This window comes from Leuconostoc fallax (genome assembly GCF_004354645.1).
Taxonomy (GTDB): Bacteria; Bacillota; Bacilli; order Lactobacillales; family Lactobacillaceae; genus Leuconostoc_B; species Leuconostoc_B fallax.
In genome coordinates, this window is the sequence record NZ_PUFI01000015.1 from 89057 (window position 1) to 114488 (window position 25432).

28 protein-coding genes are annotated in these 25432 nt (G+C 38.3%); 8 read left to right on the forward strand and 20 right to left on the reverse strand.

Annotated features, from left to right (window positions below):
• Positions 1 to 14: 14 nt before the first annotated feature.
• Positions 15 to 575, reverse strand: a complete 561-nt coding sequence (locus C5L23_RS07060; protein WP_010007175.1) for an SLOG family protein — start codon at positions 573 to 575, stop codon at positions 15 to 17.
• Positions 576 to 642: 67 nt separating this feature from the next.
• On the opposite strand from C5L23_RS07060, the gene recU reads away from it, so the two are divergent.
• The gene (recU, locus tag C5L23_RS07065; RefSeq protein WP_010007177.1) at positions 643 to 1260 is read left to right on the forward strand and encodes a Holliday junction resolvase RecU; all 618 of its coding nucleotides are present in this window, start codon (positions 643 to 645) and stop codon (positions 1258 to 1260) included.
• A gap of 35 nt (positions 1261 to 1295) precedes the next feature.
• Positions 1296 to 3431 (forward strand): transglycosylase domain-containing protein, encoded by a 2136-nt coding sequence (locus C5L23_RS07070; RefSeq protein WP_133264560.1) that lies wholly within the window; start codon positions 1296 to 1298, stop codon positions 3429 to 3431.
• A gap of 97 nt (positions 3432 to 3528) precedes the next feature.
• On the opposite strand, the gene C5L23_RS07075 is transcribed toward C5L23_RS07070, so the two are convergent.
• The 13 genes from C5L23_RS07075 to C5L23_RS07135 all read right to left on the reverse strand — a co-directional run bounded on the left by C5L23_RS07075 (position 3529) and on the right by C5L23_RS07135 (position 16350).
• Complete coding sequence (locus C5L23_RS07075) at positions 3529 to 3921, reverse strand: hypothetical protein (protein WP_133264562.1); 393 nt, start codon at positions 3919 to 3921, stop codon at positions 3529 to 3531.
• 42 nt (positions 3922 to 3963) lie between these two features.
• Positions 3964 to 4704, reverse strand: coding sequence for an RsmE family RNA methyltransferase (locus C5L23_RS07080; protein WP_133264564.1), 741 nt, complete (start codon positions 4702 to 4704; stop codon positions 3964 to 3966).
• A gap of 1 nt (position 4705) precedes the next feature.
• Entirely contained in the window at positions 4706 to 5599 is an 894-nt protein-coding gene (prmA, locus tag C5L23_RS07085; RefSeq protein ID WP_010008060.1) for a 50S ribosomal protein L11 methyltransferase, read from the reverse strand.
• On the reverse strand, positions 5599 to 6669 hold the full coding sequence (locus C5L23_RS07090; RefSeq protein ID WP_029508679.1) for a zinc-binding alcohol dehydrogenase family protein: 1071 nt from the start codon (positions 6667 to 6669) through the stop codon (positions 5599 to 5601). The genes prmA and C5L23_RS07090 overlap by 1 nt, the downstream gene beginning before the upstream one ends.
• 108 nt (positions 6670 to 6777) lie before the next feature.
• Complete coding sequence (lepA, locus tag C5L23_RS07095; RefSeq protein ID WP_010008058.1) at positions 6778 to 8631, reverse strand: translation elongation factor 4; 1854 nt, start codon at positions 8629 to 8631, stop codon at positions 6778 to 6780.
• Between the two features lie 124 nt (positions 8632 to 8755).
• Positions 8756 to 10807, reverse strand: a complete 2052-nt coding sequence (glyS, locus tag C5L23_RS07100) for a glycine--tRNA ligase subunit beta (protein WP_010008057.1) — start codon at positions 10805 to 10807, stop codon at positions 8756 to 8758.
• Positions 10808 to 10864: 57 nt separating this feature from the next.
• Positions 10865 to 11809 carry a glycine--tRNA ligase subunit alpha gene (gene glyQ, locus C5L23_RS07105; RefSeq protein ID WP_010008056.1) on the reverse strand — a complete coding sequence of 315 codons (945 nt, stop codon included), beginning with the start codon at positions 11807 to 11809 and terminating at the stop codon, positions 10865 to 10867.
• Between the two features lie 239 nt (positions 11810 to 12048).
• Positions 12049 to 12594 (reverse strand): ribosome recycling factor, encoded by a 546-nt coding sequence (gene frr / locus C5L23_RS07110; RefSeq protein ID WP_010008054.1) that lies wholly within the window; start codon positions 12592 to 12594, stop codon positions 12049 to 12051.
• Entirely contained in the window at positions 12594 to 13322 is a 729-nt protein-coding gene (pyrH, locus tag C5L23_RS07115; RefSeq protein WP_010008052.1) for a UMP kinase, read from the reverse strand. The genes frr and pyrH overlap by 1 nt, the downstream gene beginning before the upstream one ends.
• A 109-nt stretch (positions 13323 to 13431) precedes the next feature.
• Positions 13432 to 14307, reverse strand: coding sequence for a translation elongation factor Ts (tsf, locus tag C5L23_RS07120; protein WP_010008050.1), 876 nt, complete (start codon positions 14305 to 14307; stop codon positions 13432 to 13434).
• A 108-nt stretch (positions 14308 to 14415) separates the two neighbouring features.
• A complete protein-coding gene (gene rpsB / locus C5L23_RS07125; protein WP_010008048.1) occupies positions 14416 to 15192 on the reverse strand; it encodes a 30S ribosomal protein S2 in 777 nt (258 codons plus the stop codon).
• 127 nt (positions 15193 to 15319) lie between these two features.
• A complete protein-coding gene (locus C5L23_RS07130) occupies positions 15320 to 15598 on the reverse strand; it encodes a GIY-YIG nuclease family protein (RefSeq protein ID WP_010008047.1) in 279 nt (92 codons plus the stop codon).
• The gene (locus C5L23_RS07135) at positions 15586 to 16350 is read right to left on the reverse strand and encodes a tRNA1(Val) (adenine(37)-N6)-methyltransferase (RefSeq protein WP_010008046.1); all 765 of its coding nucleotides are present in this window, start codon (positions 16348 to 16350) and stop codon (positions 15586 to 15588) included. Before C5L23_RS07135 ends, C5L23_RS07130 begins: the two co-directional genes overlap by 13 nt.
• A gap of 64 nt (positions 16351 to 16414) precedes the next feature.
• On the opposite strand from C5L23_RS07135, the gene C5L23_RS07140 reads away from it, so the two are divergent.
• Entirely contained in the window at positions 16415 to 17059 is a 645-nt protein-coding gene (locus C5L23_RS07140; protein ID WP_133264566.1) for a lysophospholipid acyltransferase family protein, read from the forward strand.
• Positions 17060 to 17185: 126 nt separating this feature from the next.
• On the opposite strand, the gene C5L23_RS07145 is transcribed toward C5L23_RS07140, so the two are convergent.
• The gene (locus C5L23_RS07145) at positions 17186 to 17398 is read right to left on the reverse strand and encodes a YneF family protein (RefSeq protein ID WP_420813011.1); all 213 of its coding nucleotides are present in this window, start codon (positions 17396 to 17398) and stop codon (positions 17186 to 17188) included.
• A 193-nt stretch (positions 17399 to 17591) separates the two neighbouring features.
• On the opposite strand from C5L23_RS07145, the gene lexA reads away from it, so the two are divergent.
• On the forward strand, positions 17592 to 18227 hold the full coding sequence (gene lexA, locus C5L23_RS07150; protein WP_010008042.1) for a transcriptional repressor LexA: 636 nt from the start codon (positions 17592 to 17594) through the stop codon (positions 18225 to 18227).
• 76 nt (positions 18228 to 18303) lie between these two features.
• On the opposite strand, the gene C5L23_RS07155 is transcribed toward lexA, so the two are convergent.
• Positions 18304 to 18747, reverse strand: a complete 444-nt coding sequence (locus C5L23_RS07155; RefSeq protein ID WP_133264570.1) for a nucleoside 2-deoxyribosyltransferase — start codon at positions 18745 to 18747, stop codon at positions 18304 to 18306.
• 86 nt (positions 18748 to 18833) lie between these two features.
• On the opposite strand from C5L23_RS07155, the gene C5L23_RS07160 reads away from it, so the two are divergent.
• From C5L23_RS07160 to C5L23_RS07170, 3 genes are read left to right on the forward strand one after another with little or no spacing between them, the layout of a single operon-like run.
• Positions 18834 to 19490 carry a phosphatase PAP2 family protein gene (locus C5L23_RS07160; RefSeq protein WP_133264572.1) on the forward strand — a complete coding sequence of 219 codons (657 nt, stop codon included), beginning with the start codon at positions 18834 to 18836 and terminating at the stop codon, positions 19488 to 19490.
• Complete coding sequence (locus C5L23_RS07165) at positions 19477 to 19998, forward strand: hypothetical protein (protein ID WP_010008039.1); 522 nt, start codon at positions 19477 to 19479, stop codon at positions 19996 to 19998. The genes C5L23_RS07160 and C5L23_RS07165 overlap by 14 nt, the downstream gene beginning before the upstream one ends.
• 3 nt (positions 19999 to 20001) lie before the next feature.
• Complete coding sequence (locus C5L23_RS07170) at positions 20002 to 20769, forward strand: peptidylprolyl isomerase (protein WP_133264574.1); 768 nt, start codon at positions 20002 to 20004, stop codon at positions 20767 to 20769.
• Positions 20770 to 20800: 31 nt separating this feature from the next.
• On the opposite strand, the gene C5L23_RS07175 is transcribed toward C5L23_RS07170, so the two are convergent.
• Positions 20801 to 21247: a universal stress protein gene (locus C5L23_RS07175; RefSeq protein ID WP_010008036.1), complete on the reverse strand. Its 447-nt coding sequence runs from the start codon at positions 21245 to 21247 to the stop codon at positions 20801 to 20803.
• A 197-nt stretch (positions 21248 to 21444) separates the two neighbouring features.
• On the opposite strand from C5L23_RS07175, the gene C5L23_RS07180 reads away from it, so the two are divergent.
• On the forward strand, positions 21445 to 22125 hold the full coding sequence (locus tag C5L23_RS07180; protein ID WP_133264576.1) for a hydrolase: 681 nt from the start codon (positions 21445 to 21447) through the stop codon (positions 22123 to 22125).
• 28 nt (positions 22126 to 22153) lie between these two features.
• On the opposite strand, the gene C5L23_RS07185 is transcribed toward C5L23_RS07180, so the two are convergent.
• From C5L23_RS07185 to rbsK, 3 genes are read right to left on the reverse strand one after another with little or no spacing between them, the layout of a single operon-like run.
• Complete coding sequence (locus tag C5L23_RS07185; RefSeq protein ID WP_133264578.1) at positions 22154 to 22990, reverse strand: DUF368 domain-containing protein; 837 nt, start codon at positions 22988 to 22990, stop codon at positions 22154 to 22156.
• Between the two features lie 55 nt (positions 22991 to 23045).
• A complete protein-coding gene (locus tag C5L23_RS07190; protein WP_010008030.1) occupies positions 23046 to 24452 on the reverse strand; it encodes an RsmB/NOP family class I SAM-dependent RNA methyltransferase in 1407 nt (468 codons plus the stop codon).
• On the reverse strand, positions 24430 to 25368 hold the full coding sequence (rbsK, locus tag C5L23_RS07195; RefSeq protein WP_010008029.1) for a ribokinase: 939 nt from the start codon (positions 25366 to 25368) through the stop codon (positions 24430 to 24432). Before rbsK ends, C5L23_RS07190 begins: the two co-directional genes overlap by 23 nt.
• Positions 25369 to 25432 lie beyond the last annotated feature (64 nt).

Below are 25432 nucleotides of genomic sequence, written 5' to 3' on the forward strand. Positions count from 1 at the left end.
TGTACAAGATATCTCTAAAAATTGTCTTGTTGCAATGCATCATATTCTGTAGCATAGTCCTGCAAATCTGCCATGGTCACTTGCTGCATAGGATAAGGTGAACGATTTTGAAACTGTTTAATGGCTTTAAAGTCGTATTGTGTTTTACCTTCAAATTCTTCATCATAAATCAGCAAACAACTATCCGTATGTGACAACATAAAATTCTGGTAATTAATGAGTTGTCCAGGACTGTTATACGGTTGACTAGAAACACTATCGGAAAAATCACTTTGACCAATGATTTGTGCTAATTGTGCCTGATTATCTTCATTCCATTGGCTGCCAAACGCTTTGAATGGTAGCATCACCGCAATTTTAAAGTCAGGATATTCCTGCTTTAATTCTTGAGCGACCTCAACACTCCACTGTTCTACACCTAATTGTCCGCCAGTAATAAGCCATTCCAAGCCCATTTCTAATTGTTCTTTTAATAGACGCTTTAAAGCAAACTTTAGAATCTTTATTTTAGCATCTTTACCACTAAACACGCCTAATTCATAGCTACGATAGCCCGTTATCCAAACCCGTGACATATTTTTCTATCCTAAATTTTGAACTTTGTTATAATATATAGGATACCACTTCATTGATAGGAATATTATGACTATTCATTATCCAAAAGGCATGCATCATACATCACAGGTTACTAATATGATGCGCACCGGAAAAACAACTAAAAAGGCTCTGACATTCAGTCGCCGAGGTATGGGATTAGAGGAAGAAATTAACGTTGCAAATGATTTTTATCTTGCTAACCGGCTGGCCGTTATCCATAAAAAACCGACACCGATTACCATCGTTAACGTTGATTACCCTGCAAGATCAGCAGCTAAGATTACCGAAGCTTACTTTAAACAAGCTTCTACAACCGACTATAACGGTGTCTATCAGGGCCATTACATTGATTTTGATGCTAAGGAAACGAAAAATAAAACCTCTTTTCCTTTAAAGAATTTCCATCAACATCAAATCGATCATCTAGCCAATGTCTTATCGCAAGGCGGACTCGGATTTGTTATCATTAAATTTACAAGTTTAAATGAAAACTATGTCTATCCCGCAAGTCATCTCATATATGAATGGCAATTACATAAAGGTAAACAGTCCATCTCTTATGAAACTATTGTGACGCATAGCTATCGTATTCCAGAAAGTCTAACACCTTCGTTGGATTACTTAGTTGCGCTTGATGAATGGTTAGCCCATATCAATAAATAAGGTGAATGTTTTCAAAATATGAGGAGCTTAAAAATATGAACGAGAACAGTACAAATGGTTCACGTGTTAATCGGAACCAAAAACTGTATGATCAACATCCTTCCAAGAAAAAAAATCGAAAGCCACGTAAAAAGCGTCGAAAATGGTGGTTAATTATCCTCGTATGGCTGTTTATACTTGGATTCATTGGTTCTTTAGCCGGCGCAGCAGTTTTCTTTACTTACGCAAATGATGCACCAAATATTACGGAAGCTGATTTAGCCTCAGAAAATTCTAGCGAAATTTTAGATAATCAAGGTAAAGTCATTTGGACCATGTCAACGCAGCAGCGTGACTACGCTTCTAACAGTGACATTCCAAAACAACTTAAACAAGCCATAACGTCTATAGAAGACCGTCGTTTTTATAAGCACAATGGTGTTGACCCTATCCGTATATTAGGCGCAGCACTTGCTAACTTCAAAGGCTCTTCACTGGGTATGCAAGGTGGCTCAACCTTAACGCAACAACTCGTTAAACTATCTGTTTTTAGTACCTCGTCTTCTGACCAGACATTAAAACGTAAAGCACAAGAAGCTTGGTTGGCTATGCGTGTTGAAAAGAATTTTAGTAAAAATCAAATTCTAAACTTCTATATCAATAAGGTTTATATGGGTCATGGTGTGTATGGCATGAAAACTGCCTCAGAATATTTTTATGACAAACCTCTGACGCAACTTTCATTGGCACAATTAGCATTATTAGCTGGCTTGCCACAGTCTCCAACTAACTATGATCCCTATAGCAGTGATACTTCTGCTGCTAAAGCACGTCGTAATTTAGTTTTACAGTCAATGGCAACGAATAACATCATTACACAAAAGCAAGCTAATGAAGCTAAAAAGGTATCCGTTACTGAGGGTCTAAAAAGTCTAGATTCGAAGGCTGAGTTAGCCAATGCTAATCGCAAAGTTGTGGACGCCTACGTTTCTTCCACACTTTCTGAAGTTAAAAAATTAGGTTATGACACAACTAAGTCTGGCCTAAAGATTTACACCAATATGGATTCTAATCTACAACAAAACTTGTATGATACAGTGAACGGTACAAGCGTTGCTTTCCCTAGTGACCAAACACAAGTAGGTGCTACAATGACTAATCCTGAAAATGGTCGCGTAGTCGCACAAATTGGTGGCCGAAATGTTTCCACAACCTTAGCACTTAATCGTGCCACACAAACAACACGTTCTTCTGGTTCATCAATCAAGCCATTGTTAGATTATGGTCCAGCTATTGAATATCTAAATTGGCCTACTAACCGTACCGTTGTAGATAAGGCTTACAAATACACTGGAACAAATATTTCATTGAATAACTGGGATGGTAAGTTCATGGGTAACATCACAATGCGAACAGCCCTTACCCAATCTCGAAATACCCCTGCCGCACGAACACTTGAAGAAGTTGGTGGTACCCGCGCTGGTGAATTTGTTAATAGTCTTGGTATCCCCACTTCAGAAACGCCTGGAGGCTCTGCTGCTATCGGTATCGATTTCTCTTCTGAACAAGCAGCTGCAGCCTTTGGTGCTGTTGCCAACGGTGGCACATACTATAAACCAAGCTATGTTAAGAAAATCACCACAGCAGATGGTACAACACATAATTTCAATACATCAGGTAAACGTGCTATGAAGTCCAGCACTGCCTTTATGTTAACGGATATGATGAAAGGTGTCATCAAACCAAATGCCTCTGCTGCCGACGCTGAAATTACCGGTCTGCATCAGGCCGGTAAATCTGGATTAGTATCTTATGCAGAAGATGCGGGGATGCCTGATCGAGCTATTCAAGATTCTTGGTTTACTGGTTATACACGCTCCTACGCCCTATCCGTTTGGACAGGATATGACCAACCTAAAGAAAATTATATTCCATGGGAATCACAAGACTTACCTGCTCAAATTTATCAGCACGTCATGTCATATGCGATGTCTGATAAAGAAAATAAAGATTGGGTCGCTCCCGACACTGTCACACCGGTTGTCAAAGGAAATATTGTTGAATATGAAGTTAAAGATGCTTCTTGGAGCAATGGCGGTTTACCAACCGTAAATTCAATTTCTCAATCTGGTGAAACACCGGCTGAAGCTGGTATCAGCTCTGGATCAGCTAGTGTTGGTTCTAATAACTAATCATTATAAAAAGCATGTACTCAAATGTCGAGTACATGCTTTTTATTAGCTATTTAATTCAATATATCATAACTGTTTCGCCAATATTCAAGACGCCTTAAATATCATCACTTTGAAAATCATGTTCAATTTGAATCATATCTTCATCAGGATCATCACGTGTATCACCAAAAAATGTAAATAGACCAAGAATGAGGTATAAACCACTAAAGTAGAATCCGTAATCTGTTGATACTGCTTGCCATAGTAATGTGGCAAGTACGCTGAATCCTAAGGGTAAGACAACCAATATAAAAGGTGTTAACCCTCTTTTCCTTGTATACAAACCAAGATAAAGCATATAGACACCATTAATCAAAAAATAAACCAAAGCAAGACGCGTCAATTCATTGAATCCTAGTAATCTACTAAAATAAGGCGAAAAAACACCCAAAAATAGTGATATTAGAATATGATAAACATAGCTTTTATTAAGATTGTTTTTTACCATAAGTTTACCAACTTCCAAATGTATATAATGTATTTTAACGAATTATACCAATTCGCACAATAGGCTAACAGCAGATAAAGCGTATAATGGCGCCGTTTCCGCACGTAATATTCTTGGGCCTAATCCTGCTGACAGAAAATCATGATGGCTTAAATCTTGGATTTCATTTTCTGTTAATCCACCCTCTGGTCCAAATAACATCGCTAATCTGCTATGTTGGTGATGGTTAACAACCGACACTAGCGCCGCATGTTCATTATGGCGTGCTGATTCTTCCCATGCCACAATACCAGCATCTTTTGGCACTTTGAGAATATCTTGCCAACTCATAAATACAATCTCAGGTATTTTTAATCGATGGGATTGTTCCGCAGCAGCTTTAGCAATTTTTTGTAATCGTTGTTGTTTTTTTGGTAACTGTCGATCCCAGTTAGCTACTGTCCGTGTCATCTTAGTAAAAATAATTCGATTGGCACCTAATTCCGTAGCCTTTTGAACCAACCAATCGGAGCGATCATTCTTTAAAGGTGAAACGATTAAATCAATACTAATAGGTAACTCAATGTCTCCTGCATCTTTTTCATCAATAACACGCAGCACCATTTCATGACGATCCAATGTTTCAACTTCAGCAATATAAATCACTTTCTGAGATGGGGTGACGAACTCTGCTTGACTTCCAATCTTAGCACGTAATACTCTACCAAAATGTTGAAAGGCATCAGCATCTGATGTTAATGTGAAAGTTTCTGATATTTCATTGTTTAAAAAGTATCTCTGCATACTATGCTATTTCCTCATCGACTAGTTTTTGAACAATAAAACTATGCCAGTCTCCCATTTGATTATGTTGAATGACTTGGTAGCCAGCGTCAGTGAATTGATTCAAAATATGATGTGCATTCGCCTCGATAATACCAGATACCATAAAGTAACCACCTGGTTTTAAATAGCCCCAAATCTGTGGGATCAATAACTCAATCACATCTGCTAAAATATTAGCCACAATTAAATCAACAGGCGCTGAATCAACACCTGCCATCAAGTCACTAACAATAACCTTAACATCTTGTGCTATCGGATTAACAAGTAAATTATCTCGAGCAACTTGGACCGCATCGTCGTCAACATCTGTTGCTAAAATCTGTGCCACGCCCAACTGTTTCGCTGCAATCGATAATACGCCTGATCCAGTACCAATGTCTAACATGGTTTCTCCACCACGAACGACTGTTTCCAAGGCCTGCAACATGAGCTTGGTTGTAGGATGTGTTCCTGTTCCAAAAGATAGTTCAGGATTCAAAAAGATAGGATACTCATGCTCTTGCTGTGGCAAAAACGATTCCCAAGCTGGTACCACAGTGAGATGACGTGTGATTCGTGTCGCATGATAATAAGCTTTCCAGTTATCAGACCAATCTTTTTCGCTAATACCTGCAATATCTAGTGTTGCAGGCGACGCATTGATACCATATCTTTCTAAGCTTGCTAATGCTGTTTTTATCGTCTGAATAATATGACGGATAGCAGCATTATCTTCAAAGTAAGCTGTAATTTTTACGGGTGTCACTTGATCATTCACTTGAACGCCCTCTGCACCAGCACCATCCATTAAAATGGCAGAAACTGCCTCGATGGCTTCATCACTGGTATTGACAGTAATCGCTTGCCAATTCATTATATTTCCTCATTATGTCGCACAACAACTTTTCCAATCATTCGGCCACTTTCCACGTCTTGAGTTGCTTGCCGAATATTTTCAGCTGTTAACCCATGATAGGTTTTGGTTAATGTCGACTTAATTTTTCCTTCTTCTAATAGTTGACTAATCTTAGATAATGCTTGCCCTTGTGTTTCCATGGCAATACCATAGTTTGCCTTAGCAAACATAAATACCCAGCTAAATTGAACGCCTCGATTTTTCAAAGGTGCCATATCAATTGGCGCTGTCGTTTCTACAATTGAAACAATATGTCCAAACGGCTTAATCGTTTGCAGAACAAGAGACCAATAGGCATTTGTATTCTGTAAAATTGCAATATTATCTACCTGATCATGTCCAATCTTTGTAAGTTGTACTTGTAAATCTTGATGATAGTCAAGGATGTAATCAGCACCTAAAGATTTAACCCATGCGACTGATTCTGGACGAGAGGCTGTCGTAATAACAACCATCCCCATATATTTAGCTAATTGAATTAAAGTTGAACCAACACCTCCAGCACCATTCACAATAAAAATCGTATGTCCTTGCGCGCTGTTACTATCAATCTGGTAGCCCATAGCATCCCCTAAAATTTCTGAGGCAGTAATTGAGGTTAACGGCATTGCAGCTATTTCTTCATCACGCAACGTCTGGGGTGCTAATGCGACTAAACGTTCATCAACTAATTGATATTCCGCATTAGATCCCTGTCGCATCTGTGCGCCCGCATAAAATACTTTATCACCAACTTGAAAGTCTGTAACTTGAGATCCCTTACTGATTACTTCACCCACAGCATCAAAACCGAAAACACGAAATTCACCATTATTTTTGTAACTTTCTCGCATTTTAATATCTACTGGATTAATAGCGCTTGCCAATACTTTAATTAATAAATCTCGACTGGTAGCGGATGGCCGTGCAATTACTTTGGCAGTAAAAGCACGAGCGTCTTGGCTAGGCAAGAATTGATCTACACCAATAGCCGTCATTTTCACTTGACCAAATGGCCAAAATTTTTTAATTTTGTCAATAACTGATATTGCCATACCCAACCTCTTTCTTGTTCGACACGTTTTCAATTTACTGAAATAGCACTTCTATCACTATCTTAGCACCATAAACAAAAAAGTGAATCAGTAACGATACGACTAATTACCACGTGAGTATTGTTCGTCATCATCTGTATTCAATACTGCCATAAATGCTTCTTGTGGAATATCCACAATACCAACAGCCTTCATACGTGCTTTACCTCTTTTTTGCTTGTCCAATAATTTAGCACGTCGATCTGGATCACCAGTATGAATTTTAGATGTCACATCTTTGCGATAAGCCTTAATATTAGTACGTGCAATAATCTTAGAGCCAATCGCTGCTTGAACTGGAATTTCAAAGTTTTGACGTGGAATTAACTCTTTCAATTTAGCCGTGATAATGCGACCGCGTTCAGCAGCAAATGTACGATGAACAATGAAACTCAATGCATCTACTTTCTCACTGTTAAGTAAAATATCAATCTTAACTAAATCACTTTGTCGCATACCACTAATTTCATAATCTAATGATGCATACCCACGTGTATTAGATTTTAAGCGGTCAAAGAAATCAAAAATGATTTCTGAAAGCGGAATATAGTATTTAACGTTAACCCGTGAGGCATCTAAATAATCCATCGTGTCAAATTCACCACGTTTACGCTGGGCTAATTCCATCACTGCACCAACATATTCATTTGGCACCATAATCGATGCATGGACGTAAGGCTCTAATATAGATTTAATTTGACTAGCTTCAGGTAATTCTGATGGGTTTTCAATTTCAACAACTTCATCGTCGCTCTTGGTTACTTGATAGGTTACTGACGGTGCTGTAGTTACTAAGTCTAAATTAAATTCACGCTCTAGACGCTCTTGAATCACATCCATATGCAGTAATCCAAGGAATCCAACACGGTACCCAAATCCTAGAGCCTGTGATGTCTCAGGTATAAACTCCAATGCCGCATCATTCAACTGCAATTTTTCTAAGGCTTCACGTAAATCTGTATATCTCGCGTTGTCTGCTGGATATAATCCTGCATATACCATCGGCGTCATAGGGCGATAACCAGGCAAAGGTTCTTCAGCTGGATGAGTAGCCAATGTTACTGTATCCCCTGAATGTGTGGTCGTAATATCTTTAATAGATGCTGTTAAATAGCCAACATCTCCAGCCATCAAATAATCACGTTTTTGTGCATCTGGTGACATGACACCAACTTCAGTCACGTCATATTCCGCTCCTGTATTCATAAGTCGAATACGGTCGCCAGGCTTAACGATACCTTCTTTAATTCTCAAGTTCAGTACGACACCACGATAAGCGTCATATTCCGAATCAAAAATAAGTGCACGTAAAGGTACTTCTAAATCCCCTTGTGGTGCTGGTAAATCAGTTACAATTCTTTCAAGTAATTCAGGAATACCGATACCTTGCTTTGCCGATGCTAATACTGCTTCCGATGCATCAATACCAATAACATCCTCGATTTCTTGTCTGACTTTTTCAGGATCAGCAGCAGGTAAATCAATTTTATTAATGACTGGCAAAATTTCTAAGTCATTATCCAAAGCTAAATAAACATTGGCTAATGTTTGTGCTTCCACGCCCTGTGCTGCATCCACAACTAAAATTGCGCCTTCAGCAGCGGCCAAAGAACGTGATACTTCATATGAAAAATCAACGTGTCCTGGTGTATCAATCAAATGAAAAATATACGTCTCGCCATCTTTTGCATCATAATGGACCTCAACAGCATTTAACTTAATTGTGATACCACGTTCTCGTTCTAGCTCCATCGTATCAAGTAATTGATTTTGCATATCACGTTCAGCAACAGTATGCGTCTGTTCTAAGATACGATCAGCAATTGTTGACTTACCGTGGTCAATATGCGCAACAATACTAAAGTTACGAATATGTTTTTGTCTTTCTTTTAAAGCGTTAATATCAATATTAGGCATAATTTTCTAGCGCATTATCTCACTACAATGCGTTTTCTTTCTTTATATATACACTCTTATTTTACCAATAAAAAAGCGCTGGATAAACCCGCGCTTTGCATTATTTTAATCATTATATATCGCTTTATTTTGTTACAATTTGATTCAAATCACCTAATTGCATAATTAAACGATTAATTTGGCTTAATTGTGTCAAGCGGTTGTTTTTAATTCGTTCATCATCAACCATCACCATTGTATTATCAAAGTAATCTTGAATTGCTTGTGTCAAATTAGCTAGAGTCGTATAAACAACTTCAGCCCCTTCGTTCACCAATACATCAAGATTCAATTCATGTGTCAAACGATATAATGCCTGTTCAGCGTCGTTTTCTAATAGCTCCACTTGAACTTCCCCTTGTGCGACGTATCCATGCGCTAATTTTTGAACACGTGTCAAAGTTTCCATAACTTCTCGGAAATTAGCATCATCCTGTGCATGTTGTGCTAAAACATGCACGCGTTCATCAATATACACAATATCTGATATTGACTTCATTTGTGTTCCTGCTGCAATAATGTCTGAGCGAATACCTTTATCACTCTCAATTTTACGCACTCTATCCAATATGAAATTCAAAATCGTCTGTAGATCAGCACCCTCTGTTGCTGAATTCTTTGGTATAAATGTTGCTAAAACATCAGCTAAGGCGATGTGCCACTTTTTGTCTTTCAAAATGCGCACAATACCTGTTGCAGCACGACGCAACCCATAAGGATCATTTGATCCACTTGGAATTAACCCAGCAGCGAAGAAAGATATAATACCATCTAACTTATCAGCTAAGGCCAACACTGCGCCAACATCACTAACCGGCAAATCACCATCTGCACTAACTGGCAAATAATGTTCTTTAATAGCAGCAGCTACGGCATCACTTTCACCAAAGCGTTTAGCATAATGCTCACCCATAATACCTTGCAATTCATCAAATTCGCCAACCATACCAGTCATTAAATCAAACTTATAAATATCAGCACTGCGTAAGAGATCTTGCTGCTGTTGTGTTGTGAAATCAAATGATTCTGCTAATTGCGCTGCAAGTTGTTTAACACGCTGCATGTGTTCATAAACACTACCAATTTTTTCGTGGAAGACAAGCTTTTTAACTTTTTCCATATAATCAGCAATTGTCTTTTGCTGATCTTCTTGATAAAAGAAGACTGCATCTTCCAAGCGTGCAATCAAGACCTTTTCATTTCCGGCAATCACATTTTGTAAGTGATTAGCGTCACCGTTTCTTACGGATACAAAATAAGGCAATAAGTGCTGATCTTGATCTGTCACAAAAAAGAAACGTTGATGCTCACGCATTGAAGTGATTAAAACTTCATCAGGAACAGCTAAATATTTCTCATCGAAGCTACCTGAAAAAGTTGTGGGCCACTCAACAATATTATTCACTTCTTCTAGCAGGTCTTCATCAACATGCAGCACCCATTGGTGTTGTGCTGCAATATCATCTAATTGCTGGCGAATTTTTTGTTTACGTTGGTGCGCGTCCGCCACAACATGCGCTAATGCCAATGTTTCTTCATAACTTTGAGCATTTAAAATGTCGATGTTGTCCGAACTCAAGAAGCGATGTCCTCGTGTCGTGCGACCAGAACGAACATCTAGAACTGAAAAATCAACAATGTCACTGTCAAATAGCGCAACTAACCAACGTATTGGACGGACATAAAGAAAATCAAAATTAGCCCACTTCATGTAAGTTGAAAACTTCATTTGCTCAACAACTTCACTACCAATATTAGCTAAAATATCGATGGCAGGTACTCCTGAAATATGTTTTGAAACGAAAACATACCCATCTTTTTCAACGAAATCATCTGGCGTGGCCCCTTTTCCTCGGGCAAACCCCTGTGCAGCTTTACTCCAATTACCGGTGTCGTCTTTTGCAATTTTTAAAGATGGACCACGATATTCTTCATCAATCGATGCACTATTTTCTGCAACATCAATGAGTTGGACAGCTAATCTTCTAGGTGTTGAATAAGACTTAATTTCTGCAACATCTAATCTGTGTTGCTCAAGAAAAGCTTGTGTCCGCTTGACTAACTGTTCTGCCGCACCTGTTACAAGATGTGCAGGTACTTCTTCTAAACCAATTTCTAATAAAAATGTATGTGCCATTTGCTTTGTACTCCTATATTTGCTCAATAATGTTTGGTGTATCAATGAATAATGCGATTATTTTTCATCTTTATTAGGCACATACTTGCCATTTTCACCTAAATATTTCTCACGTAGTACTTCATCTTTTAACAATGGGAAACCACGCTTAGCACGTTCTTCAATAAAGACATGCGACACTTTACGTGCCATTGCACGAATACGATGTAAGTATCCTGCACGTTCAGTAACAGATACGGTCCCTCTAGCATCTAATAAATTAAAAGTATGTGAAGACTTTAGAATATAATCATATGCAGGATGTACAAGTCCGAGTGCCAATAGACGTGTTGCTTCTTTTTCATAATCATCAAAATGCTTTAACAAAAGTTCTTGATCTGATTCATCAAATGCATAAACAGAGTGCTCATATTCTGGTTCTTTAAAGATATCACCATATAATACACCGTTTCCCCATTCTAAATCGTACACTGTTGGCACTTCTTGAATGTATGATGCTAATCGTTCCAAGCCATAAGTTACTTCTGCAGTGACAGAATCTACTTCAATACCACCAACTTGTTGGAAATAAGTGAACTGCGTTACTTCCATCCCATCTAGCCAAACTTCCCAACCAATACCAGCGGCACCCATTGAAGGGTTTTCCCAGTTATCTTCCACGAAGCGAATATCGTGTTCTAAGGCATTGATACCTAGTGCTTCTAGGGAACCAAGATATAGCTCTTGTATATTTTCTGGTGAAGGCTTCATCACTAATTGAAATTGATGATGTTGGAACATACGGTTTGGATTATCACCATAACGGCCATCGGCTGGACGTCTAGAAGGCTGAACATATGCTGCATTCCAAGGCTCTGGACCATTGGCACGCAAAAAAGTATAAGGGCTCATCGTACCAGCACCAACTTCATTATCATATGCTTGCATTAAATTAGCACCTTGCGCACTCCAATACTTCTGCAAAGTTAAGATGATATCTTGTAAAGATAATTTCTGGGACATATCACATTCGACTCCATTCACTTATTTTGGGTTTAAATTAGATTCATTAGCACACAAAAAGCGCCCTAATGTCAAAATGACATCAGGACGCTCTTCGCGCGGTTCCACCTGATTTCCGGATATATTATCCGACACTCGAGTATTCCAATTCTTTCGGTGAACGCCACTTCACGTCATTAAGAAATTGCAATATATACCATGTTATTATGCACCGCAGGACGGCGTTCGTCAAGAAATAATTAGATAGTTAATAATTCTTCTTCTTTTTCTGCTGCTATTTTGTCAATAGCCTTTACATTCTCATCTGTCAATTTTTGAGCTTCAGTTTCGGCCTTGTGCATATCGTCTTCGTTAAGCGCATCATCTTTTTTGATACTATCCATAACATCGCGTCGAATGTTACGGATGGCGACTTTAGCTTTTTCACCTTCAGCTTTAACATCTTTAGATAATTCCTTACGACGTTCTTCTGTCAATTGTGGAATTACCAAACGAATGGCATTACCATCGCTAGCAGGATTCAAACCTAGGTCAGAAACATTAATTGCATGCACAATTGCATCCAATGCTGTTTTATCAAAAGGTGTTACTAATAAAATACGTGCTTCTGGTACTTGAATTGATGCCACTTGATTAAGTGGTGTCATCGCACCATAGTATTCTACTTCAACACGATTAAGTAATGCTGGATTAGCACGTCCCGCACGGATACCAGCTAATTCACGTTGTAAAGCATCTTGGGCTTTTTGCATCCGTGCCTTTGCGTCTGAAAAATCAAAACTCATTATTCTGCTCCTTTAACTGTGGTACCAATATTTTCACCACGAACAACACGCTTAATGTTTCCTGGTGTATTTAAATTAAATACAACGAGTGGCATATTATTATCCATAGATAATGAACTAGCCGTTGAATCCATCACTTTCAAACCTTTTTTAAGGATATCGAGATGGGTCAATTCTTCAAACTTTACTGCATCTTCATGTGTTCTTGGGTCTGCTGAATAAACACCATCCACACCATTTTTAGCCATCAATATCGCATCAGCATTAATTTCATTAGCACGTAAAGCTGCTGTTGTATCAGTACTGAAGTAAGGTGAACCTGTACCAGCCGCAAAAATAACAATTCGTCCTTTTTCTAAATGGCGAATCGCACGGCCACGAATATAAGGTTCAGCAATTTGACGCATTTCGATAGCTGTTTGTACACGTGTATCAACACCCGTGCGTTGCAATGCATCTTGCAAAACTAATGCATTCATTGTGGTACCAAGCATACCTGTGTAATCGGCACGAGAACGTTCCATACCTACTTTAGCTGCTGGCTCACCACGCCACAAGTTACCGCCACCAACAACAATGGCAATTTGTACACCCAAATCGTATACATCCTTTAATTCTTGTGCGATTGATGAGACCGTCTCTAAGTCAATACCACTTTCCTTGTCGCCAGCCAACGCTTCACCAGATAATTTCATTAATACACGTTTATACTTTACGCTATTACTCATTATTTGCCTCTTCTACCTTTGCTTGTTTAATTATACCAAAATGCTTGGCTTTTCAGTAAAACGTCTCAAAAAAAGATGCGCCAACAAAACAGCGCATCTTCATGCTAAATTAGCCTAATTGTGCAGCAACTTCAGCAGCTAAATCCGTCACCTTCTTTTCGATACCTTCACCAACTTGGTAACGAACAAATGACTTTACTGAACCATTCTTACTTGCTACGAATTGAGCAACTGTTTGGTCCCCATTTTTAACGAAATCTTGATCCAACAAAGTAATTTCAGCCAAGAACTTCTTGATACGTCCTTCGACCATCTTTTCTTTGATGTTGTCTGGCTTACCAGCAAGATCTTCAGATTTCAATTGTACTTCTTTTTCATGCGCAATAACTTCAGCTGGCACTTCAGAATCAGCAATATACTTAGGCGCAATAGCAGCAATATGCATTGCAACATCCTTAGCAGTACTTTCATCTGCACCTTCTAACACAGCCAACGCAGAAATAGAACCACCCATGTGTGAGTAAGCACCGAAGTTTTCTGCATCAGTCTTTTCGATTACCGCGAAACGACGCAACGTAATCTTCTCACCAGTAATTTGTGTTGTGTGAATAATCACATCGTTCAAAGTTTGTCCATCTGCAACTGGTAATACAAGTGCTGCTTCAACATCCTTAGGATTTGCTTCAACAATTGTCTTTGCAACTGTACGTAGCAATTCGTTAAATTCTGCATTACCTGCAACGAAATCAGTTTCTGAGTTCAATTCAACGATTGCCGCTTTGTTACCTTCAACAGTAACATAAGTCATACCTTCAGCAGCAACACGGTCTCCCTTTTTAGCTGCCTTAGCCATTCCCTTTTCGCGCAACAAATCAATTGCCTTTTCCATGTCGCCATCGGCTTCAACCAAAGCCTTCTTTGCGTCCATCATACCAACGCTTGTCTTATCACGTAATTCCTTCACTTGTGCAGCAGTAATTGCCATTATTGTGCTCCTCTAAAAATAATTTAGTTTTATTATAACAAATTGCATTAAAAAATGCCGCTTCACGTCCCAAACAGGTCCGCGTGGAACGGCATTTAGTATAATTAATTACTTGTTGCCTTCTTCGACAATGTTTGTAATTTCTTCAATTGATTCAACGTTGTCATCACCTTCAACGAAAGCATCTTCTGGTGCTGAATCTTGGCCTTGACGACCTTCGATCACAGCATCAGCCATCTTTGAAGTAATCAAACGAACTGCACGAATAGCATCATCGTTAGCAGGAATCTTAACATCAACAAGGTCAGGATTTGAGTTTGTATCGATCATTGCAACAACAGGAATGTTCAAAGAACGGGCTTCCTTAATTGCAATCTCTTCTTTGTTAGGATCAACAACAAACAATACGTCAGGCAAACCTGGCATATCCTTGATACCACCCAAGAACTTTTCCAACTTGGCATGTTGCTTGTTCAACAAAACAACTTCCTTCTTTGGCAAGGCATCAAATGTACCATCTTCAGCCATCACTTCAAGATCCTTCAAACGTTGGATACGTGTCTTGATTGTGTTCCAGTTTGTCAAAGTTCCACCCAACCAACGATGGTTGATAAAGTATTGACCTGCACGTGTTGCTTCTTCAGCAATAGCATCAGCTGCTTGCTTCTTTGTACCAACAAACAAAATGTTAGCACCATCAGTAGAAGCATTACGCACAAAGTTATAAGCTTCGTCAGCTAACTTCACTGTCTTTTGTAAATCGATAATGTGGATACCATTACGCTCTGTAAAGATGAATTCGTCCATCTTTGGGTTCCAGCGACGTGTTTGGTGTCCGAAATGAACTCCTGCTTCAAGAAGTTCTTTCATTGAAATAACTGCCATGTTCTAATCTCCTAGGTTTTGCCTCCGGTAAATTCTGCATTCATAATGACATTTCTGCACCTATGTGAACTCATCTACCGTGTGTATTTATTGCTTATGCAACCCTTACATTTTACATGATTATAAACTACCAGTCAATAGCGTGTTCATGTAAGAAATGTTCTTTTTGTGTCCGAGTGAGCTTTTTAAAAGCAGCCTCCGCCTTTAATGCATCACTTTTGGTTGTAAAAGCTTCTGCATAGATTAATTTGAGTGGATGTCGAGACTTTACTCTAGTGAATTTTGCACCTTTGAAAGCTTGATGAACAGCAAAACGTTTACCCACATCATCTGTGAAACCGGCATAGAAATAATCATCAGCAGTGTGTAAAACATAGAAATAATAAATTTTGCTTATTTGTTCCATACGTCACCATAAAGTATCTCATGCACTTGCGACGTATATGCATTATCTTCGGTATAAGCGATAATTGGTGGTAAAATTCGTACGCCTCCAGGTTTACCAGCCTTTATAGCTTCAACTAATACCATATTGGCTTCCCGACCAGCTTTGCCATATACAAATTGCACACGTTTAATCATCAACTTACGTTCAGCAAACGCGGCAAAAATATCTGTTAGACGTTCTGGTCGATGTACCATGTAAAATTTACCATTATTTTTTAATAGTTTGTTTGCAATCTGTGCAAGTTTAGGTAAGTCAATGGTCAATTCATGCCGAGCTAATTCATAATGTCTATCAATATTCGTTTTTGTAGTCGCATTCAGTGGGAAATATGGTGGATTACTTAACACAGTTTCCACACTCCCTGGTTTAATATCATCAAAAATTGTATTCATATCGCGATTAACCACACTCACGCGCTCCTGCAAATGATTAGTGACAATACTGCGTTGTGACATTTCTGCGAGCTCTGGCTGAATTTCAACGAGTTTAACAATTCCAGTAATTTTGGGCGCATAAAGCAAACCCACTGCGCCTGTACCGGACCCAAGATCAACCGTTATGCCACGTCCCTTACCTTTAGGTTGCGCAAAATACGCGAGTAAAATAGCATCTAATGAATATGAAAACATATCTGGATTTTGAATAATATAAATATTTTGCGACGAAAGGCCATCCAATCGTTCGCCTGGTTTAAGATGAGTTTCTATCATAATATTGCGTTTCTTTCTATTAGTTGAGATAATACTAAGGATTATAAATGAGGTGTATTATTTAATGAAATTTTATGATTTTTTAAGAAGTGTAGCTGTCGGTATCATCTGGACAATCAATGGGCGTATCCACTATATGGGGAAGGACAACCTACCAGACGATAATTATGTTTTAGTTGGACCGCACCGTACCTGGTGGGATCCCGTTTGGTATGCAATTGCAGCCTACCCCAAACATTTTATTTTTATGGCAAAGATCGAATTATTTCGATTCAAACCACTCGCATGGCTTATCACCAAAGCCGGCGCCTTTCCCGTTGATCGTCATAATGTTGGACCAAGCGTGATTAAGACACCAGTCAACGAACTCAAGTCAGGTACGCGTTCCCTTGTCATGTTCCCTTCTGGATCGCGTCATTCATCCGAGCTCAAATCTGGTGCCCTAGTTATTGCAAAATTAGCTGGTAAACAAATTGTACCTGCAGTTTATCAAGGCCCTGTGACGTTTGGGCAACTTTTCCGTCGTAATAATACAACTGTTGCTTTCGGTAAACCTATCAATATTGACCGTAAAAAAAGGCTTACAGATGAAGTTATTGCGGATTATGCACAACAAATGCAAGCTGCTTTTGACCAATTAGATCATGATATCAACCCTGATTGGCATTATGAAGACCCAAATCCCAAAAATAATCAGAATCACTCATGAAGAAAAGCCTGAGCATAGTTGCCTCAGGCTTTTTAAATTATCCCATCATTAGCAACGGCCGCTGTAGACTAAGTTGTCTAAATCGATGGCTATTTCATTTGGTATATTAAGGGATAGTAGAATAAATTACTTTTTTTGTTGCTGTTGCTTCATTTGTGCCATCATCTGATTCAATTTCTTTTGTGATGGCTTTTGTCCCATCGACATCATCATTGATTTCATCATTTCTTCAGAAATTGGTGGGTTCTTTTGTAAGTAGCTCTTCATTGAATTACGTGCTAGGAAGAAACCACCAACCAATCCCACTGCTAAAGCAATAACTGCAACTAATACCATCATTAAACCTGTACTCATCTTGTTAAATCCCCTTAATTAGTCTGTAAACATTTTATCAGAGTTAACAAGCTTTTACCATAAAAGCGGATAAGAAACATTTAATAATTTAAAAAAATCTAAATAATTACGAACATATGTTTGAACTACGAACAAAAATTCGATATACTGAAATTAATTTATAACGAGTAGGATAGAAATGGCAAGCCAAGAAAGTAAACAAATACAAGTTTTACGTTTCATACATGAAGCGCAAACCAATAAAGGATATCCACCGACTGTACGAGAAATTGGTGAGGCAGTTGGCTTATCTTCATCTTCTACAATTCATGGACATATTGAGCGCCTCGTGAAAAAAGGCTATCTAAAAAAAGATACTAAAAAGCCTCGTGCCCGCGCCATCGAAGTCACAACTAGCGGCTTGGAAATTCTAGGGGTTTCAACAACACCTGGCCGGATTCCCGTATTGGGTGTGGTCACTGCGGGGCAACCCATTTTAGCAGTTGAAGAAAATGCAACTGAATTTTTCCCTATCCCAGATGATTTAGCACAGTTTGATGGTGACCTTTTTATGTTAAATGTTCGTGGTGATTCTATGATTGACATGGGTATTCTTAGTGGTGACAAAGTCATTGTCCGTAAGCAAGATAATGCGGATAATGGCGAAGTTGTTGTTGCTATGAATGAGGACAACGAAGTAACGGTCAAACGCTTTTTCAAAGAAGCGGACCACTACCGATTACAGCCAGAAAACACAACTATGGCGCCGATTATTTTACAAAGTGTAACTGTTCTTGGAAAAGTTGTTGGTTTGTATCGTGACGCTATTTATTAAAAATAGAATCAAATGAAATACCCCCAAAGTTAAAGTTCGAACTTTAACGCTGGAGGTATTTTTTATGACACTTATCTTAAAAGATTTCGCCAGAGAATGGTACAGTTTTCAATTCATCAAAATTATAGTGTTGAATATCTTCGATATTTGTAAAATAAGCCTGTAATGGCACACCCATCATCAAATTTACAGCACCCGATTTCTCTTTTAACACAATAACCGGAATACCCTTGGCGACAGCATAGCCAAATTCCCATGCTGTTCCTGGATCCACTTGATTATCTTCATAATCAATAACGGCAACTAATACGTCTGCCGATTCAATCGCCTTGACATCACCTGCATACGTTGCTTGACGCCAAGGTTCGCTGAATAATTCAAATTCTTCATGTTGATTTAAGCGTGGTGAAAAAAACGATGCAACAGTGTCGTTTGCTGCCAAAGCTGATTCCACTTGTTTAACGCGATTAATCTGTTCATCATCAAAAAAAGGGCTTGCTAAATAAATCTTTTTGGTCATCAAAATACTCCAATCCATTAATAATATTAGTTTAACATGGATTAAATCGCTTAGCTCAAGAACTCCCAATAGGATATACTAATACCATGACAAAAAAATACCATTTATCTTTTCCATTATTTATAGGTGCTATATTACTATTCATCACTTTAACTTACGGTGTTATTAACAACGCCACCTGGCTTCAGCAATTTGACCATACCCTGCAACATATCCTCATCCAACGTAACACAGTATTAGATTTTATTTTTATCAATGTTACACAACTAGGCAATAGTTCGACAATAGCCATTCTGTTAATGCTTATCTGCTTACTATTAGGTAGACTAAAAAACTATCGGGCAATGGTATTACTCTTAGTTAACACCATTATTTTTTCAGGATTAGTAACAATCGTTGTCAAACAGATTATTATGCGTGCACGCCCCACCCCACAACTCATTTTAGAGCATGGCTTTAGTTTCCCTTCTGGTCATGCCATGGTATCAATACTATTTTACGGTACGTTATTTTTAATTATTTATCGTGAATATCGTGTATTATTAATCAAACGCTTTCTATTGACACTACTTGCTATGCTCATGCTGATAATTCCCATTAGCCGTGTCTATATTAACGTGCATTATCCCAGTGATATCCTTGCAGGCATATCGTTAGGCTTCATTTTGCTTTATATTTCCAGCCATTATTTATTTAAATTACCAAGAAAACTTTTGGAGGATAATAACCATGCTACCATCTAGTCATAGCTTTACACATTATATTTTCGAACAAACTATTCAGGTTGGCGATACTGTGATTGATGCTACAACTGCTAACGGTGATAATACGCGCTTCTTGGCAACTCGTGTTGGCGCTACCGGTCATGTTATAAGTTATGCATTAACTAAGGATAATGCAAATAGTGCTGTAACCTCTCTTTTTATGAGTGGTTTATCAGAACGTGTAACCCTACTGGGTAAATCTTTAGATAGCGATTTTGTTCAAGAAATGGGTGCACAAGTTCAAGCATCAGCTATCATATTTGATTATTCAGATGATGTTGATAATCAAGACGCTCAGCCCAATGACTATTTAAATCAAATCGAGCGTACATTATTACGTTTAACACACGGTGGTATTTTAATTGCTAAATTTAATCATGTGCCTGAAAATTGGCAGCCTTTTAGAGAAAGCTTATTATCCGCAGACTTTAAACAAGCACTTTTCCAAACAGATAGTATTTCTGTATTTATGATTGAAAGAGTATAAAAAATGAAAAAATATTTACCACAAATTAGTATGGGTATCGTCTTACTGATCATCATCGCCGTTGCTGTGTTGTGGACTCGCCAACCACAACAAACTGCTACCGAAAGTACACAAAAGAAAACCAAAAAGCAACTCGATCAACTCACCCTACCACAGCTTTCTAATACTATTGCTAAAAATGAAAGTCTAGTACTCATTAAGACAAGTTCTGGTAATATCAAAATTAAGCTGTTCAATCACTACGCACCACTTGCCGTTGAAAATTTCTTAACACATGCCAAACAAGGTTATTATAACAACACGACATTTCATCGTGTTATAAAAGACTTTATGATTCAAGGTGGCGATCCTAAAGGCGATGGTTCGGGCGGTGAATCAATTTGGAAGAATAAGAATAGTAAAATAGATAGTGGCAATGGCTTTAAAAATGAGATATCCACATCTTTATATAATATTCGTGGTGCACTTTCAATGGCTAACGCGGGTACTGATACAAATGGTAGCCAATTTTTCATTGTTCAAAATGGTGATGATCAATCCAGTAAGTTAGATACTAATAATTATCCAAAAAAGATTATTGATGCCTACAAGCATGGTGGTTATCCTAGCCTTGATGGTCAATATACAGTTTTTGGTCAAGTGATAAGTGGTATGGATATTGTAGATAAAATTGCTAATGCTAAAACAAAAAATAATCAGCAAAAAGAACAATCCCAACCAATCAATCCAGTTAAAGTGACAAATATAGATATTTTACAGGAAGCAAAATAAAAAGACATGCTCTTAGCAGCATGTCTTTTTATTAATCTCTATCAAGCGTTCTTGCAACTAAAACATCTATCTCAGATGTCTTCGTGACAAAGGCAGGTACTGTACCGGACATGGCACGCTGCATCCGATTCATACCAGTTTCACCCACAACAATTAAATCATTGTGATGATCTTTAATGAATCCCCGAGAAATAACTTGTTTAGGAGAACCAAAACGAATATGAATGTCAACATCTTCATGACCCAAAGCTTTAGCATACTTGTAGGCCTTATTAATGTACTCCTCAGCTTCTTGCTCCAGCTGATAGATAATATCGCTATTCATAACAATCGTACCAAAGTAGCCACCGCCAGTTGTGTCCACAACTGTTAGAATATCAATATGTGCTTCAGGGGCAAAATTATGTGCAACCTCAATTACTTTATTCGAGATATCTGAACCATCAATAGCAACTAAAACATTCTTATAAACTGTCATAATATTCTCCTACCTGTATCTCTTATTTAATTCTATTCTACAACTTTGAAAGCAAATTTGAAAGCGTTTCCATAAAAATTACACTAATTTGTGAAAAAATGTTTATAGAAGTGTTTATTTATCAATTTTCCCTATACTTGCAGTATACTAAAAATCAAAAGCAAAGTGAGTATTTATATCGAGAAGGAGAAGTAATTATGTCTACACAGAATATTCCTGAAATTACAACAGAGTTAAAAAAAGACATTGTTAAAGTCCCTCCGGTCATCAGACAAGCCAGTGGCATTAAAATTTTTGGTAAAAAAATACGATCTATTATATTTACCACAGACATCGCTATCATTCGTAATACTGATGCAGATGCTGTTATTGCCGTTTATCCTTTCACACCACATCCCGCTATTACTAAAAGTATTATCGAAGCAGCTGATATTCCTGTCTTTTCCGGGGTCGGCGGTGGCTTAACTAATGGTTCTCGATCAGCATTTATGAGCTTATTTGCTGAATCACAGGGATCTATTGGGGTTGTCATGAACGCACCCACCCCACTGGAAACTATTCGCCAAGTGGATACAACAGTTGATATCCCCATTGTTAGCACTGTAACATCTATTTATACACCAATTGAAGATAAGTTAAAAGCAGGTATCGCTATTATCAATATTAGTGCAGGCAAAAAGACAGCCGAAACCGTTCAACATTTTCGAAATATCTATCCTGATTTACCAATTATTGCAACTGGTGGACCGACAGATGAAGATATAACGAGCACTATTGCTGCTGGTGCTAATGCAATCACTTATACACCACCTACTAACGGACAATTATTTAAAGAAAAAATGGAGAGTTACCGTAAAAAAGAGTTACCTCATCAATAAAAAAGCTACCTTTTCTAAGGTAGCTTTTTTATTTGTATTTATTTTCCAAATTACTCATCCATTTACCCAATACGATACCTAAAATAAATAATACAATACTGATGATAATTGCCAAAAAGTCAAAGCCACTATAATCAGCAATTGGTGGTAATACAATAAGCACAGTTGATGCTACGACAATACCTAAAATAAAATGTGATACTTTAGAAAAGAAACGCTGATATAAGAAACTCATAATTTTTGAAAAGAAGGCCATGGTCAAGATACCACCAATAGCAATGGGAATAAATACGCCTAAGTCTGCTCGCTTGAACCCATTGAGCATTGGATTGAATAATCCCAAATATAACAATAAGTTAGATGGACTTAATCCTGGCACAATAACACCTAGTGCAATAAGCCCACCTGCTAACATCCACGAAAAAAAATTAACGGGTAATTGTCCGAACAAATGTGTCATATTGTATAAAAATAAGCCACTACCGATAGCCGTTCCAATCAACCAAAGCCAATCGCTCTTTTTCCGACCATCACGCCCACTATCTTTAAACATAGTGGGTAATGTACCAACAATAGCGCCCGCAAATCCCCACAAAACCATTGCTTTATAATGGGTTAATAAATATTCTAAGGGGCTACTTAGTAAAATAATACCGACAATACCACCTAAGCCAACCGGTAAGAAGAAACGAAAATCATGCTTAAAATTTTGGCGGAAATGAGCCAAAAAATTCAACATTCTTTCGTATAATCCTAAGATTGCTGCTAAAACGCCACCAGAGACTCCTGGTAAAATAAAACCCAATGCGATAAAAACACCTTTAATAAATCGAATTAACCAATTTTTAACTACTTTTTGTCTCATTTTGTCCTACCTTACTTATATGACATACTGCTACATCATATGTATTGATTGCGTACTATTTAATAGCAAAACGTAATCCCTTAGGATAAAAGTTTTTAATTTGCCCATTAACATACTTACCAAATCCAGCACCATTCCCATTCATTGTCATGAGAACCCATCCCTTTTTGAAATCCCCTTCGACATTCAAAACATCTCCATGAACAAATTGGCGCCACTGCGCATCATTCATTTCATAATACTGTTGGAACTGATGTGGTGCTAAAGCCAATGCAAGCGCATGAGCAGGCTCAAAACGCTTTGTCTTAAAGCTACCTAGCTCTAGTCCAACACGTAAAATACGCATGCCTTTAATACTAGGCGCCCCAGTGGGTGCTAGGTAAACATGGTCACCAAATAAAATAAGCCTATCTTCAGCTAACTCAAAATCAATCAGCGTGTCTTTAATAAATGCTGTCAATAAGTCACGTTGTTGTGCCGTTAAACTGGATGATTGTATTGTTGTAACGTTGGCATCACTCGTCACTGTATCTGTTGACAACTTTAATTTAGCAACAAAATGTCCCTCACCCTCTAAAAGGTGTGGCCATAATCGTGCGGTCCCTTTTAATTCAGTCATATGCGTTGTTTGGCTATGGTCAGAAATTCCTGAAACATACTGACTATCTGCCCATTCTGGACGGCCATCAGCTATGCCATTAACTTTCTCAATCGGCACAACACTGAAATCAGGATATTCCGATAATAGCCAAGCAATCATCTGTTCATCTTCTTCTGGTGCAAAAGTACATGTGGAATAAACAAGTTCGCCACCTGGCTTCAACATTTTAACTGCTTCAGCCAAAATATCACGCTGTCTTTGTGCGCATTCTGCTGGATAACTTTCAGACCAATAGCTTATCGCATCGGGATCTTTTCTAAACATGCCTTCACCAGAACAAGGCGCATCAATTAAAATTTTATCAAAAAATTGTGGTAATTTCGCACTCAATTCTTCAGGCTTTTGCGAACTAACAATACTGTTGTAAATACCCATTCTCTCGATATTTTCATTCAATATTTTAGCTCTGTTGAGAAATATTTCATTGGTCCACAATAAACCATCTTGTTGCATAAAAGCTGCTAAATGAGTCGATTTACCACCCGGTGCAGCAGATAAGTCCAGAACTTTTTCGCCTGGCTGAGGTTGCACAACCTCACCGACAAATTGCGCCGAAGGTTCCTGAGAATAAACGACACCATTAGTATGGTCAACGCTGCGTCCTGAAACAGACCCAAAATGTCCCCATTTACCATACGGTACCTGACCATTATCTGGTGTGGTATACAATTGTGTTTGATTTTTTAAAGGATTAACACGATAAGCCTTCTGTGTTGAATGTGTGAAGCTCGCAAAAAAAGCTGTTGCTTCATCACCTAATAAGCGTTCATATTTATTTTTATAGCTTTGTGGCAGTGTCATTAAAATTATCTACCTCTTCATAAGTCGGAATCGATGGTATTGCCCCTGCACGTGTTACAGCTAAAGCACTCGCATACGTTGCCCGAGTTACTGATGCATCAATATTTGTAAAATCTTTATTTAATACATTAGCTAGTGTACCAATAAACGTATCTCCTGCCGCAGTTGTATCTTGTGCTAATACTTTTACAGGATCAACAAACCAGCGTTTCGTTCCTTCCGCAACAAACGATCCAGCACCACCTAGTGTGATAATCACACGTGGTACGCCAGTCGCTAATAGTTTATCAGCAACGCGGTTTAAGACGCCCTCATCTGGTATTACTTTGATACCAGAAAGTAATTGCGCTTCCGTTTCATTTGGTACAATCACGTCAGTTAATGCAGCTAATTCTGGTGTGATACTGTATACTGCTGGTGCGGGATTTAAAATTGTTTGAACATTATAGGCTTTAGCCATAGCAAAAGCCGCTGTAATCACCGCCAAAGGTACTTCAAATTGTGCAACTAAAATATCAGCTTTTGCAATAATATCTCGTGCTGCTTCAACGTGATCCAGTGTCAGGGCCTGGTTGGCACCACCATGAATCATAATAGTATTTGCACCGTTTTCTTGCAACATAATATAAGCAGAGCCAGTAGGCACATCACTTTTAACCGCCACTTGATCAACATTCACCCCATTTGTCAGCAAGGTTGTCTTCATAAATTGACCATTTGTGTCATTTCCAACGGCACCAACAAAAAAGACATTGGCGCCCTGTCGAGCAGCTGCAACTGCTTGATTGGCGCCCTTGCCACCTGGCGCGGTGGTGACATCTTGTAGTGCCATTGTTTCGCCTTCAAATGGCATTCTTGGCATTTTTAAAATGTTATCGACATTTAAGCTGCCGAGTACAACGATATTCTTAAGCATAGCGTCCATCCAAATTGATTATTAACCTTACTATCATATCATGTTTCGAAATAAAACTGGATAC